At 54.4% G+C, this 17573-nt stretch carries 12 protein-coding genes and 2 riboswitches; of the genes, 4 read left to right on the forward strand and 8 right to left on the reverse strand.

All coding sequences use genetic code 11. The annotated features are described in order from the left end of the window. Nucleotides 1-71 precede the first annotated feature (71 nt). From QTO31_RS17930 to QTO31_RS17950, 5 genes are all read right to left on the reverse strand, one after another. Nucleotides 72-737 (reverse strand): energy-coupling factor transporter transmembrane component T family protein, encoded by a 666-nt coding sequence (locus QTO31_RS17930; RefSeq protein ID WP_301430481.1) that lies wholly within the window; start codon nucleotides 735-737, stop codon nucleotides 72-74. Beyond that, entirely contained in the window at nucleotides 718-2397 is a 1680-nt protein-coding gene (locus QTO31_RS17935) for an ABC transporter ATP-binding protein (protein WP_301430482.1), read from the reverse strand. Before QTO31_RS17935 ends, QTO31_RS17930 begins: the two co-directional genes overlap by 20 nt. Then, nucleotides 2394-2909, reverse strand: a complete 516-nt coding sequence (gene thiW / locus QTO31_RS17940; protein WP_031460850.1) for an energy coupling factor transporter S component ThiW — start codon at nucleotides 2907-2909, stop codon at nucleotides 2394-2396. Before thiW ends, QTO31_RS17935 begins: the two co-directional genes overlap by 4 nt. 133 nt (nucleotides 2910-3042) lie before the next feature. After that, nucleotides 3043-4371 carry a putative hydroxymethylpyrimidine transporter CytX gene (gene cytX, locus QTO31_RS17945; protein WP_301430483.1) on the reverse strand — a complete coding sequence of 443 codons (1329 nt, stop codon included), beginning with the start codon at nucleotides 4369-4371 and terminating at the stop codon, nucleotides 3043-3045. Between the two features lie 60 nt (nucleotides 4372-4431). After that, a riboswitch (TPP riboswitch) is annotated at nucleotides 4432-4544 on the reverse strand. A 456-nt stretch (nucleotides 4545-5000) separates the two neighbouring features. Beyond that, the gene (locus QTO31_RS17950) at nucleotides 5001-5591 is read right to left on the reverse strand and encodes a protoglobin domain-containing protein (RefSeq protein ID WP_301430484.1); all 591 of its coding nucleotides are present in this window, start codon (nucleotides 5589-5591) and stop codon (nucleotides 5001-5003) included. Nucleotides 5592-5714: 123 nt separating this feature from the next. Between QTO31_RS17950 and cynR the strand changes: the two genes are divergently transcribed. Both cynR and tenA read left to right on the forward strand, forming a co-directional pair. Next, complete coding sequence (gene cynR / locus QTO31_RS17955; protein ID WP_301430485.1) at nucleotides 5715-6620, forward strand: transcriptional regulator CynR; 906 nt, start codon at nucleotides 5715-5717, stop codon at nucleotides 6618-6620. 448 nt (nucleotides 6621-7068) lie between these two features. Then, nucleotides 7069-7168, forward strand: a riboswitch (TPP riboswitch). Nucleotides 7169-7255: 87 nt separating this feature from the next. Continuing rightward, nucleotides 7256-7909: a thiaminase II gene (gene tenA, locus QTO31_RS17960; RefSeq protein ID WP_031461404.1), complete on the forward strand. Its 654-nt coding sequence runs from the start codon at nucleotides 7256-7258 to the stop codon at nucleotides 7907-7909. A gap of 635 nt (nucleotides 7910-8544) precedes the next feature. On the opposite strand, the gene lon is transcribed toward tenA, so the two are convergent. From lon to QTO31_RS17975, 3 genes are all read right to left on the reverse strand, one after another. Further along, entirely contained in the window at nucleotides 8545-11025 is a 2481-nt protein-coding gene (gene lon, locus QTO31_RS17965; RefSeq protein ID WP_301430486.1) for an endopeptidase La, read from the reverse strand. Between the two features lie 138 nt (nucleotides 11026-11163). After that, a complete protein-coding gene (locus QTO31_RS17970) occupies nucleotides 11164-11961 on the reverse strand; it encodes a DeoR/GlpR family DNA-binding transcription regulator (RefSeq protein ID WP_031460008.1) in 798 nt (265 codons plus the stop codon). Between the two features lie 106 nt (nucleotides 11962-12067). Then, nucleotides 12068-13516, reverse strand: a complete 1449-nt coding sequence (locus QTO31_RS17975; RefSeq protein ID WP_301430487.1) for an acyl-CoA dehydrogenase family protein — start codon at nucleotides 13514-13516, stop codon at nucleotides 12068-12070. Nucleotides 13517-14119: 603 nt separating this feature from the next. Between QTO31_RS17975 and ptsP the strand changes: the two genes are divergently transcribed. Together ptsP and pfkB are read left to right on the forward strand one after the other, a co-directional pair. After that, nucleotides 14120-16582, forward strand: a complete 2463-nt coding sequence (ptsP, locus tag QTO31_RS17980) for a phosphoenolpyruvate--protein phosphotransferase (RefSeq protein ID WP_301430488.1) — start codon at nucleotides 14120-14122, stop codon at nucleotides 16580-16582. After that, entirely contained in the window at nucleotides 16579-17547 is a 969-nt protein-coding gene (gene pfkB / locus QTO31_RS17985) for a 1-phosphofructokinase (RefSeq protein ID WP_301430489.1), read from the forward strand. Before ptsP ends, pfkB begins: the two co-directional genes overlap by 4 nt. Nucleotides 17548-17573: the final 26 nt, after the last annotated feature.

A 17573-nucleotide genomic window follows, 5' to 3' on the forward strand; every position in this document is an offset into this window, starting at 1 on the left:
ACGGGGATTATCTGCTCATCAGGTCAGAGAGTATATCACATCGTTGACATGTTGTGTCATGCTCCTTTCACTCAACATTGAAACCAGATCAACAGCGCTGCCAGCAACGTGACCCCAACAGCCAGCGTGTCGCGAGAGCGCCAGTGATACGTGACCAGTTGACTACGACCTGATCGACTGAACCCACGTACCTCCATTGCCGCCGCTAGATGTTCGGCAGCCATTAAAGATTGCACCAGAAGCGGAACGAGTAATGCCGGGTAAAAACGGAGCGCATGCCACCCCGGCTCTAGCGGAATACCCCTCGCCCGTTGAGCGTCGATAATCTGGCGAATGCGATGTTCCATCACGCCAACATACTGCAAGGAAGAGGTGAGCAGGAAGGTGATGGAAAACGGAACCCCCATCTGCTGCAACGCGCCACCCAAGTCTTCCGGTGAGGTGGTGCGCAGGAATACGAAAAAGATCCCCGCCAGCACTAGAATCCGCAAGCCAATCAGCACTGCCATCCGCCAATCGAGAGTGAGAAAGGCAATCACTACCCAACCGGCAATCATCAGCATAGCCAGCCGAAGCCAGCGCGCAAACGCCTGCTGTTGTTTGCTCCAGTAGACGATGATAATGATCGGGATCAGGCCCAAGATCAGGGCCGCAATACTCTCAACCATCGTCATCGCGACCGTCCAGATCAATGCGATCACCATTTTCGCTCGTGGATCAATTTGCAGAGCCGGCATACGGTACCTCATCCTGACGGATCATCGTCGTTGACGCTGAATCGCTGCTCTGCAACGCCAATGCAAGTCGGTAACGTTCGGGCAACAACAGCTTAGCCGTAGCGATACAAGCCGGATCGCTGACGATAGCGAGCGGAGAGTCGTCGGCAATCAATCGTCCGCCAGCCATCACCAACCAGCGCGATGACACCATACCGGCAAAATCCAGATCATGAGTAACCATCACGATCGTTCGGCCAGCGGCAGTCTGTTCACGAATATACGTTGCTAATGTCTGGCGAGCAGGCCAATCGAGACCGGTGGTTGGTTCATCGAGTACCAGAATGGGCGGATCGATCAGCATTGCTGCAGCCAGCGTCAGACGCCGTTTCTCGCCAGCGCTGAGCGCGAAGGGCGACCGGTCGGCAAGCGGTTCAAGCTGAAGTGCTTGCAAAACATCTCTCAGCCGCGCCGGATCGAAGACACCCATCACTCTGGCACCAATTGCCACCTCATCACGCACGCTAGCGCAAAACAGTTGATCATCAGGATGTTGGAATACCATTCCTACTGATCGCGCTAGTTCCGAAACTGGTGTCGTGCGTGTATCGCGACCCAATACGTTCACGCGACCGTGTTGTGGACGGTAGAGGCCGTTGAAGTGTTTGATCAGCGTGGTTTTACCAGCACCATTAGCGCCAACAATAGCTACACTCTCACCTGCATGTACTTGCAAATCAATGCTATCGAGCAGTTGCCGTTGCCCGATAGCGTAAGTGAGCTGGTGTGTGCGAAGTAGGGGCGAGCCATTGCCCCGCTGAAGGGTCACAACTGATGGCTGATACACTTCCATAAACTGCTGCCGATCAACTCGCGCCAGCAATGCTTCAACCGTAAGCGGCAGCGGATCAAGACCCAAAACGCGACCGATCTGCGTCGGTAGCGGTGGTTCGAGATGGAATCGACGAATATCGTGAGCCAAAACGTCAGCGGGTCGTCCATCGAGCACAATCTGCCCCTCGTGCAAAACGATCATCCGGGTGGCATCGGCAGCAACCAGGCCAAGACGATGCTCGGCTACAATGATCGTCACGCCCTGTTGATGTAGTGTGCGCAGGATCGCTTGCACCTGGGCCACATGCATACCGTCGAGATTGGCAAACGGTTCATCGAGAACAATAATCCGTGCACCAACCACCAGCACCGTCCCTAACGCAACCAGAAGCTGTTCACCCGCAGAGAGTTGTTGTGGGTTGCGTTCAAGCAGATGTTCAATACCAAGCTGAGCAGCGACTGCATCAATCCGCTGCCGCATCACTTGTCGTTGACAACCCAGACTCTCTAAGCCAAAGGCCAGCTCACGGGTAACGGTGCTGTTAAAGAGTTGCCACTGCGGTGACTGAAACACCACACCGACCGTCATCAACCACTCGGCGAGCGGTCGGCTGCGGGTATCAACCCCGTCAATCACGATTGAACCCTCAATAACCCCATCGTACCCGTGAGGAATAAGGCCAGTGAGTGCCCGCACAAGTGTCGATTTACCGCTGCCACTCGCTCCACAGAGCAACACATACTCGCCAGCGTTGATCTGCGCTTCGATGTTGCGCAACGCCCATTGCGATCCCAACTGCGGATAGCGATAGGAGAAACGGCGAACTTCAATCTGGCTACCGGTCAATTGACACTCCCACGTTGCTCGACAAGACGAACCACACCGGCACGCTCAAGCGCTTTGAGAACGATTAATCCAATTGCCGATCCGACGATGGTACTACCGAGAAACGAAGCGATCAGCAGGCTCAGCGCCATTGACTTTTGCATAAAGACCGGCGCAACCCATAGGCCACTTACGAGGGCAGCGATAATACCGGTACCGACAATCTCACCCAGGGCGGCCAGATAGATATTGCGCGTGAAACGGAAGACCAGACCGGCCAGCAACGCCCCGATCATCCCACCTGGAAAGGCCAGGACTGTACCAACCCCCATCGAAATGCGCAACACGGCAATCACACCAGCAATACCGGTTGCCCACCACGGACCCAACAACACAGCAGCGATCACATTAATGAAGTGTTGGGTAGGATTGATACGGGCGATACCGACCGGAAATGAGGTAAACGGCGCTAATGCCACCCCCAGTGCAATAAGTACGACCGCCTGAGCAATAAAACGTGTCTTCACGGCCATTCCTTTCTCTTAGTAAATACCGGTAAACGATCAGGTCATTTGTCTTGCAGAGAGGTTTGCGATGGCCGGTGAACGAAGGCTCTGACCTTCGCTCACCAAAAACTTCGGTAACCGCCCCTGTCCTTCCCACTTGTCATCCTTCACGCGAGACACGCACCAGCCGCTGTTGCCAGAGCCGACGTAAACCGGTGTACAACAAGAATGTCAGTAGAAAACAGGGAATACTAGCCCCGATTTGCGGTGCCCACTGCGTAATCGCTTGATAGATCAAGATACCCGCCAACCACGCGACCAGAGCACTAATCCGCCATTCACCAGCTTCTTCGGCCAATCCCCAGCGACGCACTACGAAATAATCTGCCAGTACGATGCCGAAGAGCGGTACGAATAGCGAACCGATCAACAGCAAAAAGTTGAAGTATTCGCTCATGGTGAGGATGGTTGCGAAGATAAAACCGATGACGCCGGTAAGGATGATCAAGAGACGCTGGTTAAATTGCGGAAAGACATTTTGGATCGAAATTGCTGTCGAGTAGATGTCGGCAAACGCATTGTCGGTCTCATCAACCAGAATGACCGCCAACGCCACGATGCCTCCCGTCATCGCCATAATCGCCGTGATGAGATGTTCAGGGGTTGGCTCACTCACATTTGCGGTTAACAAAAAGAGTGCGCCAAGGCTATAAAACCAGATATTGGTCAGCGCAAAACCAAGGTATGTCCCCCAGAAACTATCCTTCGAGCGACGGACAAACCGGTTATAATCGGCTACGAGCGGTATCCAGGAGATAGGCATTGCCGCTACCAGATCAACACCTAACCAAAATGGCATCTCGCCAGTCCCTGGTCGACTCAACAGCGCCAGAATGTCGTACTGAGTGAACAGGTAGATCGTCATCCAGATTGTTACCGCATACACAATCCAGATACCAAACTTCTCTAGCCATTCTCGCACTACGACAAGGGGACCACCGAGAGCGAGCAGGGTACACCAGACCGCGAAGATTGCTACCCAGAGAGTACGATTACTCACACCAAACAAGGCTTGCCCGACCTGATCGGCAGCTAAGCCAATCACCCACAGCTCGAAGGCTGTCCAGCCCACCAGTTGCACAACGTTAAAGATCGTTGCCAGGTAAGAACCTTGCTTTCCAAACACCGAGCGGAGCAGAACCATCGTGGGGATACCGTGCTCACTTCCCAATATCCCAACCAGCGCTAGCAAGAGGGTGCCAATTGCTGTCCCGACCAGAATTGCCAGTAATGCTTGCAGCAAACTCAAGCCAGGAACCAACAAGGCTCCTGCTTCCAACACCAGTAACCCAACACCAAGACTCGACCACAGCACAAAGATGTCGAACCAGCGCAACCGACGATGCTCGGCAGGCACAGGATCAATACCCCATGCGGGAGGAGCTTGCAAGCGCGGTAGCCATTCGCGCAAACGAGTTTGTAGTGACATACCCTTCCTCCAACTAAAAACGCCACCCGCGAAGGGTGGCGTGAATACCGGATAGGAACGGCAGTACAACGGTGTATTCCCTTCGCTGGCATTACCCAGAGCAGGTTCATGAGGTCGATGGTGGATGTGACCATCCTCTCAGCCCGGCTCCCCGAGCTCCCTCATACACACATATTCATTTGTTTTACCGATCACGTGACGGTAGTTGAGCGATATTATATGCTGCTGTTGTGGCATCTGTCAAGCATCAGCACACCAATAGTGGCTGTTTAGCGTTCTCAGTGTTGGGCCGTGTTCATTCATGAAGATTGTTCGTCCGCGCACAATAAGCTCCACTATTCACCGCGTGCCTTGGGGACGCAGGCTTCCGGCGGACGTTAGGTGGTGTGCGACGGGCAAGAGCGGTGAGCGTCTAAGCACACCGGTGAAGGCGGGGTCGGCGCCCATCCCTCCGGTTGCGGGGACGGACATAATAACTGAAACACCTCAGACCTAGACGATAACCCTTACCGACACCGCCGAGGGTCGGCATTGCCGGAGGGATAGGACCGCCAGGGATACGGCATTGGCAGGGGAGAATGGTATCACACCCGTATCACGTCCGACAAGGGATTTATCGCGGTCTCTGCTCAGAAATCGCCTTCTTTAGCATATGGATAACTCCACAACGTTGCTTGCAGGACAATCGACTTGAACCATGCCTGATGCATACGCTCCACGTCGGCAGCCGAATGCCCTTTACGAGCGAGAAAATCTTTGATCGTCGCGGTAATGGGATAGATGAAGGCAATCATATAGCGCAATGGAATCATCGGTACTGACGACACGCCATCGGTCTGATTCTTCTTGGTACGGTAATGACGGAGCGCAATCTCCATCTGATAGTTCAGCCAATCCTGATCGTAAGGGCGCTGGCACGTATCGAGGATCCACTGCCCGAAACGTTGACGCACTCGTGCCAGGTAGTGTTCGATTGGCTGACCATCAGGACCGGTAAAATAGTAGAGCAGATGTTGGTGTGAACCGACGAAACCGTACCACAGATCGAGGATCGTCTCGACCTGGTCTTTAAGCACCTCACCCGCCATGCGCAAATACTGCTCGTCTTCATCACTCCACAACACGGTTTGTTTCAGCAAAGCAAATTCTTCCTCACTGATCGGCGATTGGGCTACTGCCGCCGTACCATATGTGTAGCCGGGAATACTTACATCACTCATCGCTACCCTCCCTGGTTTGTTCTTAATCCTTATCCTGCGTTTGACAAGATCAGTCTAGACGCGCTATGATGATAAGTAAAATAGAAGGTTCTTATCTTTTCAATAAGTTACACTTATCAGACTATGGAACTTCGCCAACTACGTTATTTCCTGGCTGTCGTCGATGAAGGACACTTTACCCGTGCCGCTGAAAAGCTCTACATTTCACAACCGGCTCTATCGCAACAGATCAAGTTGCTCGAAGAGGAAATCGGCGCAGTGCTACTTGAACGAATCGGACGACGCATTCGCCTGACTGCCGCTGGAGAAATCCTCGCCACCCATGCTCGTCGTGCCTTGCAAGAATTGGCGGAAGCGCAAACCGCACTTGCTGAACTGGCCGGTTTACAACGGGGGGTTCTACAGATCGGTGTGGTACAGACGGTGAACGCCTACCTGATCCCAGATCTCGTCGCGGCTTTTGCCACAACCTATCCAGCTATTCGTCTACACATTGAAGAGTTAGCGGCCAGCGATATTGAGCAGGGTGTAGCCGAAGGCCGACTACAACTTGGTATCAGTTTCACTCCTGCTGAGACGAGTGGAATTGTAGGTGAAGACTTGTTCACGGAAGAGCTGGTTCTGATCGTTGGCAGGCAGCATCCGTGGGCACATCTTCCGCAAGTACCGGTACAGGCGTTACACCAACAGCCGTTGATCCTGCTCTCGCCTGCATTCTGTACCCGGCGGTTGTGGGATCGTTGCGCCCACACGGCAGGAATAGAGCCACAGGTACTGGTCGAAATGAATACGATTAGCAATATTCTGGCTGCGGTACGGCAACTCTCAGTGGCTACTGTGTTACCTTCTTTCGTGTTATGTAATCAACCCGACCTTATTGGCATTCCACTTGTAGACCCAACCCCACGACGAACGGTTGGGTTCCTCTTCCGCCACCACGGCTATCGTTGTGCGGCAACTCAGGCATTTGTCGCAATGGTTCACGATAGACTCGCCGTAAGCGGGTTAACAGCATTTATTAGAGGTTAACACCAGCGTTTTTGGGTTTTGTCGGTGTTCGCCAGGGAATGTCTTTCGCAACCCCACGGTTGCACGTTGTTCCACCCGCTATCAGCATGCCGTCAACGCAGTGCACGGTAGGAACAGTTTCCCCTCCTCACCTTCCCCCAACCCCCTTTCAATCTCCCACTAGGGGCAGGGAAAGGAGATGTGCCGGGATGCGCGGTTCTTCTTCACCTTCACGGAAAGCGGAAGGGTGTTAGCAAGAGCATCAGTCCCTCTCATTTCCTAATCTTCTCATTATGCCCGCTTCCAAAGGGTTCTTTTCTCACATGTCCATCCGACGCAAACCGGTGGTCTCGTTATGCGGGTACGAACAACATCCGTTAACAAACTCAACCAAAACCTGAACACTTCGAGCAGCCCTGAAGAACCCAAAAAACGCTTGACACGCACGCTCGTCTTCGGATATATTATAAATGTTCCGTAGGGGCGCTTCGCGATGTATGCGAGGCTGAGAGGCACCCTTGCACCTGATCCGGGTAATGCCGGCGTAGGAAATCGGAACGGATCTGAACAATATCCCCCGGTATCGCCGCTTTTCCCCTCTCGTGCAATGTGCTTCCTGCGGGCAAGTGCCTCATCTAGACGCAGGGAGGATTGTGATGCGTTTCACCGAAACACTTTGGGAATCGATTACCGACATCTACAAGGCGATTATTCAGCACCCCTTTAATGAAGAATTGGCCCAGGGTACACTCCCACGCGAGAAATTCGCCTTCTACATGCAGCAAGACGCGCTCTACCTGGCTGATTTTGCGCGAGCGCTAGCGACAATGGCCGGACGATCACCTGACGAAGCTGCGATTCTTCAGTTTGTTCACTTTGCTGAAGGGGTAGCGGTTGTCGAACGTTCGTTGCATAACACCTATTTCCGCGAATTTGGGATCGATACGCCAACCCGCCAACAAGCACCTGCATGCTTTGCGTATACCAATTTCTTACTGGCTACCGTAGCTACTCGTAGTTATGAAGAAGGGATGGCGGCACTCCTGCCCTGTTTCTGGATCTATCGGGAAGTCGGTCACGACATCTACCGTCGAGCAGCCCCCAACAACCCCTATCAGAAGTGGATCGACACCTACGCCGGACAAGAATTTGATGAGGTGGTCAAACAGGCAATTGCGCTGACCAACAACCTCGCCGAACAGGTCTCGGCGACTCAACAACAGCGCATGCGCGATGCCTTTATCTATTCATCACGCCTCGAGTGGATGTTCTGGGACAGTGCGTATCGGCTGGAACAGTGGCTGCCATAGTATCTTTTACGCGATGTTCAGCGGCGTAAGGAGATTATGTAAGGATAGCCCTCACCCCTAGCCCCTCTCCCGCGCTGCGGATAGCCCTCACCCCTAGCCCCTCTCCCGCGCTGCGGGAGAGGGGTGATCTGGACAGCCGCAGGATCGCCCCTGCTCCGCTCTTCCCCCCTACGCTCCCGCCTGGTGGAAGAGGAAGGGGAAGGTGAGGGGCTGCCCTCACCCCTAGCCCCTCTCCCGCGCTGCGGATAGCCCTCACCCCCAGCCCCTCTCCCGCGCTGCGGGAGAGGGGTGATTTGGACAGCCGCAGGATCGCCCCTGCTCCGCGCATCCCCCCTACGCTCCCGCCTGGTGGGAGCGGAAGGGGGAAGGTGAGGGGCTGCCCTCACCCCCAGCCCCTCTCCCGCAGCGTGGGAGAGGAAGCGGAAGGGGAAGGTGAGGGACATAATCTCTCCCCTTCCTCTCCCGCAGCGTGGAAGAGGAAGGGGAAGGGGAAGGTGAGGGACACAATCTCCCCCCTCCTCTCCCGCAGCGTGGAAGAGGAAGGGGAAGGGGAAGGTGAGGGACACAATCTCCCCCCTCCTCTCCCGCAGCGTGGGAGAGGAGGGGGGCAGGGGGGGAAGGTGAGGGGGTTCCGCTCAGGAAGCAGCCGGTGTCAGTGCATCGCTCCGCTGAGGAACAGAAAGGGTCGTTGTCACATCATCTGGCGGTAAGAGGGCAATACTTAACACTTCATCAAGGGTCTCAACCGGAATGAAGGTCATCTCAGCACTCACGGCTGCGGGCAAATCTTCGAGGTCGAGCAGATTGCGTTTAGGCAAGATAATAGTCCGAATACCGGCCCGATGTGCGCCGAGCGCCTTCTCTTTAATACCGCCGATTGGCAACACCCGCCCGCGCAGCGAAATCTCACCGGTCATCGCAATGTCATCGCGTACCAGACGACCAGTTGCGGCTGAAGCCAGTGCTGTCGCCATCGTAATCCCCGCCGAAGGACCATCTTTCGGCACTGCCCCTGCCGGTACGTGGATATGAATGGCGTGCGTCTCGAAGAAATTCGGCTCGATACCAAGCGAACGGGCACGCGAACGCACATACGTCAGCGCAGCCTCAGCACTCTCCCGCATCACCTCGCCTAGTTGACCGGTGATGATAAGTTCTTTCTTCCCTTCTACCGCACTAGCTTCCACAAAAATAATATCTCCACCGACCGGCGTCCAGACCAGGCCAATCGCAACTCCAGGCTGATCGATTCGCTCACGGGTTTCATTTGTGAACCGTGGCCGCCCTAGCGCAGTCCGCACGAATGCGGCATCAACGACAAAGGGTAGACTTGCCGGATCAATCTCACCTTCACTAAGGCGACGTGCCACTTTGCGTAGCACTGCCCCAATCGAGCGCTCGAGATTGCGCACCCCCGCCTCACGGGTATACTCGTTGATGATGCAACGGAGCGCCTCTTCACTCACGACTGCTTCTTCGGGGCGCAAGCCATTAGCCCGCAACTGGCGCGGCACAAGATGACTCAGGGCAATTTGCACCTTCTCATCTTCGATATACCCCGACAGTTCAATCACTTCCATCCGGTCACGCAAGGCTGGCGGCACCGTGTCCCACGTATTGGCCGTAGCCAGGAAGAGCACACGCGAGAGATCGAACGGCAGATTGAGATAATGGTCGGTAAACGTGTGGTTTTGTTCGGGATCGAGCACCTCAAGCAGCGCGGCTGCCGGATCGCCGCGGTAGTCGATGCCGAGCTTATCAATCTCATCGAGCAAAATAACCGGATCGGCAGTACCGGCGCGGCGCAATTCCTGAATAATCCGTCCTGGCTGTGAGCCGATGTAAGTACGGCGAAAGCCACGCAATTCTGCCTCATCACGAACGCCACCCAGGCTCATGCGGATAAAACTGCGCCCAAGCGCACGGGCAATGCTCTGCCCCAGGCTGGTCTTGCCTACGCCAGGCGGTCCGACAAACGCCAGAATAGGTTCGCGATTGGCGCGCAGATTCTCTTCGCCGAGGGTGGCCCGTCGCTGTTTGACGGCCAGATACTCGAGGATGCGCTCCTTAACCTTCTGCAAACCATGATGGTCTTCGTCGAGTACCTTACGGGCAAAAGCAATATCGATTGGTTGACCGGTATACTTATTCCACGGCAACTCGGCCAGCCACTCAAGGTAGGTGCGCACCATCTGATATTCTGGTGAGCTAGCATTAATCCGCGCCAACCGATTCAACTCACGGTCAGCCTCTTTGCGCGCCACCTCTGGAAGATCGGCAGCGGCTAGCTTCTGGCGCAGGTCATCAAGTTCAGCAGCTTCGCTCGAATCTTCACCCAGCTCTTTCTGGATAGCCCGCAATTGCTGACGCAGGTAGAACTCTCGTTGCTGCCTGGCGGCGCTCTCTTGTACCTCTTGCCGCAGCTTGGCCTGCACTTCAAGCAACGCAAATTGCTTCCGGTAAAAGTTGAGTACCTTCCGCAGCCGCTCGACCACATCAAAGGTCTCGAGCAATTCCTGACGCTCGGCAAACGTGTAATCGGGCGAATAGCCGGTGTTGTCGGCCAGATGACCGGGATCGTCAATCGAGCGCACAAAGTTGCGAATCTCTTGGGTTACACCGGGGCGCAATTCGAGCACAGCATCAATCGCTGCGTGCACCTCAACCATCAACTGTTCGAGTTCAGGAGTGCGCTCGAACACATCAGGCCGTCGGGTGAATCGAAAGCGCAGGTAAGGCGTGGTTTGGACGGCTTCACCTAATTCGGCACGCACTAACCCGCGCACCACCACACCACTTGCGCCATTTGGCAACGTTCCGAACTGCTCGATCCGGGCCACGACCCCCACTTTGAACAATCGCTCAGTAATGGGAGCGTCGGCTGGAGCATCGGGCCGCCGGGCAACGAGCAAGACATAGCGCCCTTCACTAGCCGCTGCTTCGGCAGCAGCGACTCCCAACTCATCGAGCGTCAAGCTGACGACAATATGTGGAAAGACCACTGCGCCCTCGAGTGGAATGAGCGGCAGCGTCTCTATCAACTCAGCGGTAGATTGATCCGGCGATTGAATATCAGCCTCAGCAGTCGTCTGTTCCCGCACCGTCTCATCATTCATAGCACGTCTCCACATTGCTCCGCGGAACAGAACTTCCGCACTGTTTATATTTTGAAACGCTAGCGGAGGCGTGTCAATGATCGATGAAAAGTTCTAGTGTAATTCTAACAATAGTCAGGTGAGAGGCGTGCGACTGCCTCAGACCAGCACCAATTGCACACCGGCCATTTCGATGCGCCGCCGCTCCTCGTCCGGTAGATCGGTATCGGTAATAATCGTCTCAATCGACTCTAAAGGAAGAACCTTGATAAACCCACGCCGCTGCCACTTGCTCGAATCGGCAAGCAAGATAATCCGTCGTGCTGCCCGCGCCATTGCTCGCTTGGTCTGGGCAATCTCGATGGTTGAATCGGTCACACCGTATCCTGAATCAACCGACTCGGCAGCCAAAAACAGCTTTTCCACCACCAGATCACCGAGGCTTTGCTCAACCAGGGGGCCCAGAGTACCAAAGGTGGCATAATTAACGGTCCCACCCAGCATCCAGACCTGCACATCGCTAAGATGGCGCAGTTCGATAACAATATTGAGGGCGTTGGTCACGACCGTAAGTGGTGTGCGCTGACGTAGATGCTTCACCATTTCAACGACGGTCGTTCCGGCATCGAGCAAGATCGTGTCACCAGGCTGGACAAATTGAGCGGCTGCGGCGCCAATACGGGCTTTGGCCTCAAGCCGAATCCCAGCCCGTTGCTCAAAAGCAATTAATGCACTGGTTGCCGGTAATGCCACAGCACCGCCGTGATCACGGAGCAACACCCCCTCACGTTCAAGAGCAGCCAAATCGTTGCGAATCGTTACCGGCGTCACGCCAAACATGTCGGCCAGTTCGTTGACTCGTACTGACCCTCGTTGGCGCACGACTTCGGCAATCCGGCTTCGTCGATCAAGCATGAGAGGACTACGTTCACCGACCACGCTTTCATCGGTTTGCATAAAATGATCTCCAGTTGCAGAACGTTTCGTTTGCTTACGATGTTATTGTACGTCGTCAGCATGAACAGCGTCAAGCATTACGCGCTGAAGCATAGCGGGTGCAGAACTACAATCCGCGCATGCGCAAGGTATGAGCCGTAAAGGAGGCCAGCTCACGGAACAAGTCTTCCGCACCGGCCTCTTTTTCGTCTTGCGGTAAAGCAAGGTGTGCTTCCACGCGACTTTGCATCGCTGCCCACGCTTCGGGTTGGGCATAGGGTGCAAGATACTGAAAGAGCATCCGATGCGCTCCTTTGCGCTCCATCACTTCCAGACCATCCAGGATTTGACGATGCGGAGTTCCCTCCCAGATTGGCAGAATCATAGCATCACGCAGCCAACGCTCAACCCCAAACTCGGCCAGAGTGCCAATGCCTCCGTATATTTCCATTGCCCACTTGGCCGTCTGCACCGCGTATTCAGCCGTCCAGTATTTCGCTAAATGCGCAAGCAAACGAAAGAGATGGTACTGTTCTAGATAACGAGGGGTTGCCTGCCAGAGCTGATCGAGCAGCCGTACCGCCTCCCAGGCTAACGCAAAAGCTGCTTCTAACGCAACGACTCGTTTTTCGATCTGATGACGAAGAAGTGGATGTTCAGCAATTGGCTTACCAAAAGCCTGCCGACGATGGGCATAGTCTATAGCATCGGCCAGTGCTCGTTGTGCCAGAGCAACACTTCCGACACTATTTGCGACCCGCGAGAGGTTGAGTGTTTCAAGGATAAGATAAATCCCCCACTCTGCTAACCCCAAGAGATAAGCCTCGCTGTGCCGCAATTCTACTTCACCGGTTGGAACCGAACGAGTACCGATCTTATCTTTGAGACGCCGAATTGTATAGTTGAGACTACCGTCTGCACGGTACCGCGGAACGAGAAATAGCCCCAGACCACGAATATCAGCCGGGCCAGACGCCAGCCGTGCCGCAACCACGGCCAGTTCTGCACCAACATTACTGGCAAAATACTTATCACCGCTCAAATACCAGCAATCCGCCGCCTGAACGGCTGTCGTCTGCACCGTAGCACCGAGATCGGAGCCACCACCGATCTCGGTCATCCAGGTTGCACCTTGCCAGACCGTCTCATCGCGACGCAGCATCGCGGGCAAGAAACGAGCTTTTACCGCTTCGGTGCCGTATTTCGCTAACGGTACTGCTGTCGAGAGCGAAACGGTATACGGACAATACAGGCCAGCATCGTAAAAAGAGGTAAGATAGCCCAACAAGTAGTGCGGGATGAGCGAATGTTCAGCAAAGACACGCCAGACAACACCGGCTTGATACCCTCGCCTGAGCATCTGCCAGTAGTCGGGCGGATAGAGAATCTCATCGACACGCTTACCTACGCTATCAAACATACGCAACCAGGGTGTCCCGGCACGATCAACCGCAGCCGAAATCCTCTTCCCCTCACGCTCCCACCACCCCTGGTATTCATCCAAATACCCAGATTGCGCCACGTCACCGACACAGCGGCGCAAAAATGCGAGTGGCGAAAAAATGCTCTGTTCCATGTGCTACCTCCAGGGTGCTGATACCAATACTGTCAACACAGACCGTGGATCATAACTACCAACCTTGTGCAGCAATGACCATATCCGTTTACCGCCTTTCATCTGGTAGGATTGTACACAGTTTTCGCAAACCAAGCCTGCAAGACAGCGGCTTTTGGCCGCAGACCACCACCGACAGAACAGGAGCCGCCTTTTCTACACACCCTGCTGCGCTCGTTTCGCTTTCCACTTGCCGATCTCTCACTGCTGCTGAGTTGGATGGATACTTTAAAAATGTCTGGGGAAGAGTAGACTGGTTGTCAGTCTTGGCCCATACTCTAGGGTAAGCAACACATGCTGCGCTTGTATCGCCATCGAAACCAAAACGAAAACAAACAAAATTTTTCAACAAAATAACAAAATCAAATCTTGACAAAACGAAAACATATGGTATGATACAACCATCAAACGAAATCGTTCAGCTTGCAGCCCATCTACCGCTGGTGAAATCGGCAACCACGCCTGATCTACACGCTTCCCTGTCCGGCGCGTTGTCGATTGACCGCAACGGAGCGATAAAACAGGTCATTCAGCTCGCGCAGGCTACCACACAGGGGAGTGTGTATGATAAAGCTAAGTACGGCGTGTGTTCGCATCGGAGCGTTCGCAACCTCAAAAATTGATGCCATCCGCCAAGTTGGGCAGGTGTTAGTAGAGGCCGGTCATATTCAACCCGCCTACATCGAGAGTATGCTGGCCCGCGAAGAGCTGGCCAATACGTTTCTGGGCAACGGGATCGCTATTCCGCATGGCAGACCTGAAGACCGCGATCTGATTATTGAAACCGGCATTGCTATTCTGCAAATCCCAAACGGAGTAACGTGGAACAAGGGTGAAACCGCTTATTTGATCGTTGGAATTGCTGCTCGTTCTGCTGAGCACATTGACGTATTGCGCCGGTTGACTCACGTCCTCGGCGATGCGAACCTGGTGAAACAATTATGTCAAACCAACAATGCTGCCGACATTGTTGAAGCACTAACCGGTACCCGTCCACCATCGCCGACCTCGTCCCTTGCCGATTACGAGCATTCAGTACAGGTAGTTATCCGCAACCTGACTGGCCTGCATGTGCGTCCGGCCACTACCTTTGTGGAAACAGCACGGCGCTTCCAGGCTCGCATTCGGATACGTTACGGTGAGAACGTCACTGATGGTAAGAGTCTGCTCAGTCTATTGCAGTTGGGGATCACGACCGGGGCAACGATTACAATTTCTGCGCAAGGTCCTGATGCTCAAGAAGCTTTGATGGCCCTCAAAGAACTGATTGACTCCGGCATAGGGGAGGAAACAAACGCTGACACATCGATCAACCACCGGAACATAGCCTATCGCGATTGGGAACCACAACACGTTGCTACAACAATCCATGGTATTGCAGCCGCTGAAGGACTGGCGATCGGACCGATACGGCATTATCGCCGTACCCCTATCGTGATTACCGATCATCCTGGGGATCGCTTAAGCGAGACAGCAGCACTTGAGCAGGCCATCAGTGCAGCCCGCAGTGAACTCGAGCGTGTGGCGAGCGAAGTCTCCCGTCGGCTTGGATCATCACGCGCAGCAATCTTCCGTGCGCACACTGAATTACTGACCGATCCTACTCTGATCCGTGAAACGGTCAGTCGGATTTTCGATGGTCACAGTGCAGCATGGGCCTGGCAACAGACTATCGCGATGCGGGTTGCTCAGCTCGAAAAACTCGACGACCCGGTGTTAGCCGGGCGGGCCGTTGATCTAAGCGATGTTGGGCAGCGCGTGCTACAGCATCTCCTTGGCCTGGGTGACATGCCATTTATCAGTCTAACCGAACCGGCAATCCTGATCGCCGATGACCTAACACCTTCAGATACCGCCACGCTCGACCCCGATAATGTATTGGGTCTCTGCACAGCGCTTGGCGGCCCCACCTCACATACGGCTATCATTGCTCGTTCGCTGGGTTTACCGGCAGTTGTCGCTGCCGGCAGCGCAGTGCTCGATACAGCAGATGGCACTCCAGCAATCCTTGATGGCTTTCGTGGCAAGCTCTATCTACAGCCATCGGAAAGCGATGTCGAGACAGCTCATGCCTTACGTTCCGGTCGCGAACAAGAACAAGCCACCGCCTTCGCTACTCGCCATCAACCGGCTATCACCCGCGATGGTGTTTGTATCGAAGTAGCTGCAAATGTAAACCGGGTAGCCGATGCAGTGCGTGCCATCGAAACCGGTGCTGATGGCATTGGTCTAATGCGCACCGAATTTCTCTTCCTCGACCGCAACAGCCCACCTGACGAGGAAGAGCAATATCTGGCATATCGGGCAGTGGTGGAAACAATGGCCGGGCGTCCGCTGATTATCCGCACCCTCGACATTGGCGGCGATAAGGAAGCACCGTATCTCAACATTCGCCGTGAAGACAATTCGTTTCTAGGTATCCGTGGCTTGCGCCTTTGCCTGCGCCGACCCGATCTGTTTGAACCACAATTGCGCGCTATCTACCGTGCCGCTATGCACGGCCCACTCAAGCTGATGTTTCCAATGGTGGCAACGCTGGAAGAAGTGCAACAAGCTAAAGCTATTGCCGAACGGATACGAACTGAACTGAACGCGCCCCCAATTGAAATCGGCATTATGGTAGAGGTACCATCGGCAGCAATTTTGGCTGATGTCCTCGCGAAAGAAGTTGATTTCTTCTCCATCGGTACAAACGATCTGACTCAGTACGTCCTGGCAATGAACAGGTTGCATCCAGAGCTAGCCAGGCAAGCTGACAGTTTGCATCCAGCAGTGCTACGAATGATTGCCCGTACTGTCGAAGGTGCGGCTAGCGCCGGGCGCTGGGTAGGTGTCTGTGGCGGGATTGCCAGCGATCCACTCGGTGCAGCGATTCTGGTTGGTTTAGGGGTTCAGGAATTGAGCGTAAGTATTCCCAGTGTTGCCACCATAAAAGCGCATCTGCGCGGTCTAAACACTGTTGAATTGCGTGATCTGGCGCAACGAGCACTGGCGTGTCGCAACGCAGCGGAGGTGCGTGCCCTATGAATATTGCCACCATTACGCTCAATCCAGCTATCGATCAGACTGTTTTTGTCGATCATTTTCAACTGAATACGGTCAATCGAGCACGAGCAATGCAACGCGATGCTGGTGGTAAAGGGGTAAATGTTGCTTCATTTCTAGCCGACTATGGTCTGAACGTCACCGCAACAGGGCTGCTCGGCGCCGAGAATCCCCATATCTTTGAGCGCCACTTTGCCACCAAAGGTATTACCGACCGTTTTATCCGGGTACCAGGGGCAACCCGCATTGGCATCAAAATTGTCGATGAAGCTAATCAACAAACGACGGATATTAATCTGCCCGGTCTCCCACCACCACCCGGTGCACTTGACGCATTGCTCAATGTGATTGATGAATTAGCCGCCGATCATGAATGGTTTGTACTGGCCGGCAAGTTACCGCCAGGTGTACCGGTTGAGTTTGTTCCCGATCTGATTAAACGGTTACACACCTTCAATCGTGCCATTGCACTTGATGTCAGTGGGCCAGCCCTAGCTGCCGGCCTGACCGCCCAACCTTCGCTCGTAAAACCTAACATCGATGAGCTGCGCCAGATTACTTTGCTTGACCACGATGGACTAGAATCGGCAAGCCTGGCAGCCCGTCGACTTAATCAAATGGGTATCAGGCTGGCAATCGTATCAATGGGAGCGAGGGGAGCCATATTCAGTAATGGCACAACATTGTTGCATGCTCTACCGCCTCCTGTCACGGTGCGTAGCACCGTCGGCGCAGGTGATGCAATGGTAGCCGGCACGATTGCCGGTCTGGTGGAAGGATTATCACTCACAGAGGTTGCCCAACTGGCAACGGCGTTTTCACTGGCAGCACTTGGCTCGATTGGGGCACATCTCCTGCCTCGCGCTGAACTTCGCGCTTTGGCCGCCAGGGTTATGGTTACAGTGGTTGATCCGGCTGTCACTACACTGACACCCGTTGATCAATAAATGTTTGTCAAACTTGAAGGGAGGAG

Origin of the sequence: Chloroflexus sp. MS-CIW-1 (genome assembly GCF_030444705.1) — a bacterium.
Taxonomy (GTDB): Bacteria; Chloroflexota; Chloroflexia; order Chloroflexales; family Chloroflexaceae; genus Chloroflexus.

Coding starts and splice junctions, on each gene's coding strand:
- QTO31_RS17930 (WP_301430481.1), bottom strand. CDS start 737: ATGCCGGCTCTGCAAATTGATCCACGAGCGAAAATGGTGATCGCATTG.
- thiW (WP_031460850.1), bottom strand. CDS start 2,909: ATGGCCGTGAAGACACGTTTTATTGCTCAGGCGGTCGTACTTATTGCA.
- cytX (WP_301430483.1), bottom strand. CDS start 4,371: ATGTCACTACAAACTCGTTTGCGCGAATGGCTACCGCGCTTGCAAGCT.
- QTO31_RS17950 (WP_301430484.1), bottom strand. CDS start 5,591: ATGAGTGATGTAAGTATTCCCGGCTACACATATGGTACGGCGGCAGTA.
- cynR (WP_301430485.1), top strand. CDS start 5,715: ATGGAACTTCGCCAACTACGTTATTTCCTGGCTGTCGTCGATGAAGGA.
- tenA (WP_031461404.1), top strand. CDS start 7,256: ATGCGTTTCACCGAAACACTTTGGGAATCGATTACCGACATCTACAAG.
- lon (WP_301430486.1), bottom strand. CDS start 11,025: ATGAATGATGAGACGGTGCGGGAACAGACGACTGCTGAGGCTGATATT.
- QTO31_RS17970 (WP_031460008.1), bottom strand. CDS start 11,961: ATGCAAACCGATGAAAGCGTGGTCGGTGAACGTAGTCCTCTCATGCTT.
- QTO31_RS17975 (WP_301430487.1), bottom strand. CDS start 13,516: ATGGAACAGAGCATTTTTTCGCCACTCGCATTTTTGCGCCGCTGTGTC.
- ptsP (WP_301430488.1), top strand. CDS start 14,120: ATGATAAAGCTAAGTACGGCGTGTGTTCGCATCGGAGCGTTCGCAACC.
- pfkB (WP_301430489.1), top strand. CDS start 16,579: ATGAATATTGCCACCATTACGCTCAATCCAGCTATCGATCAGACTGTT.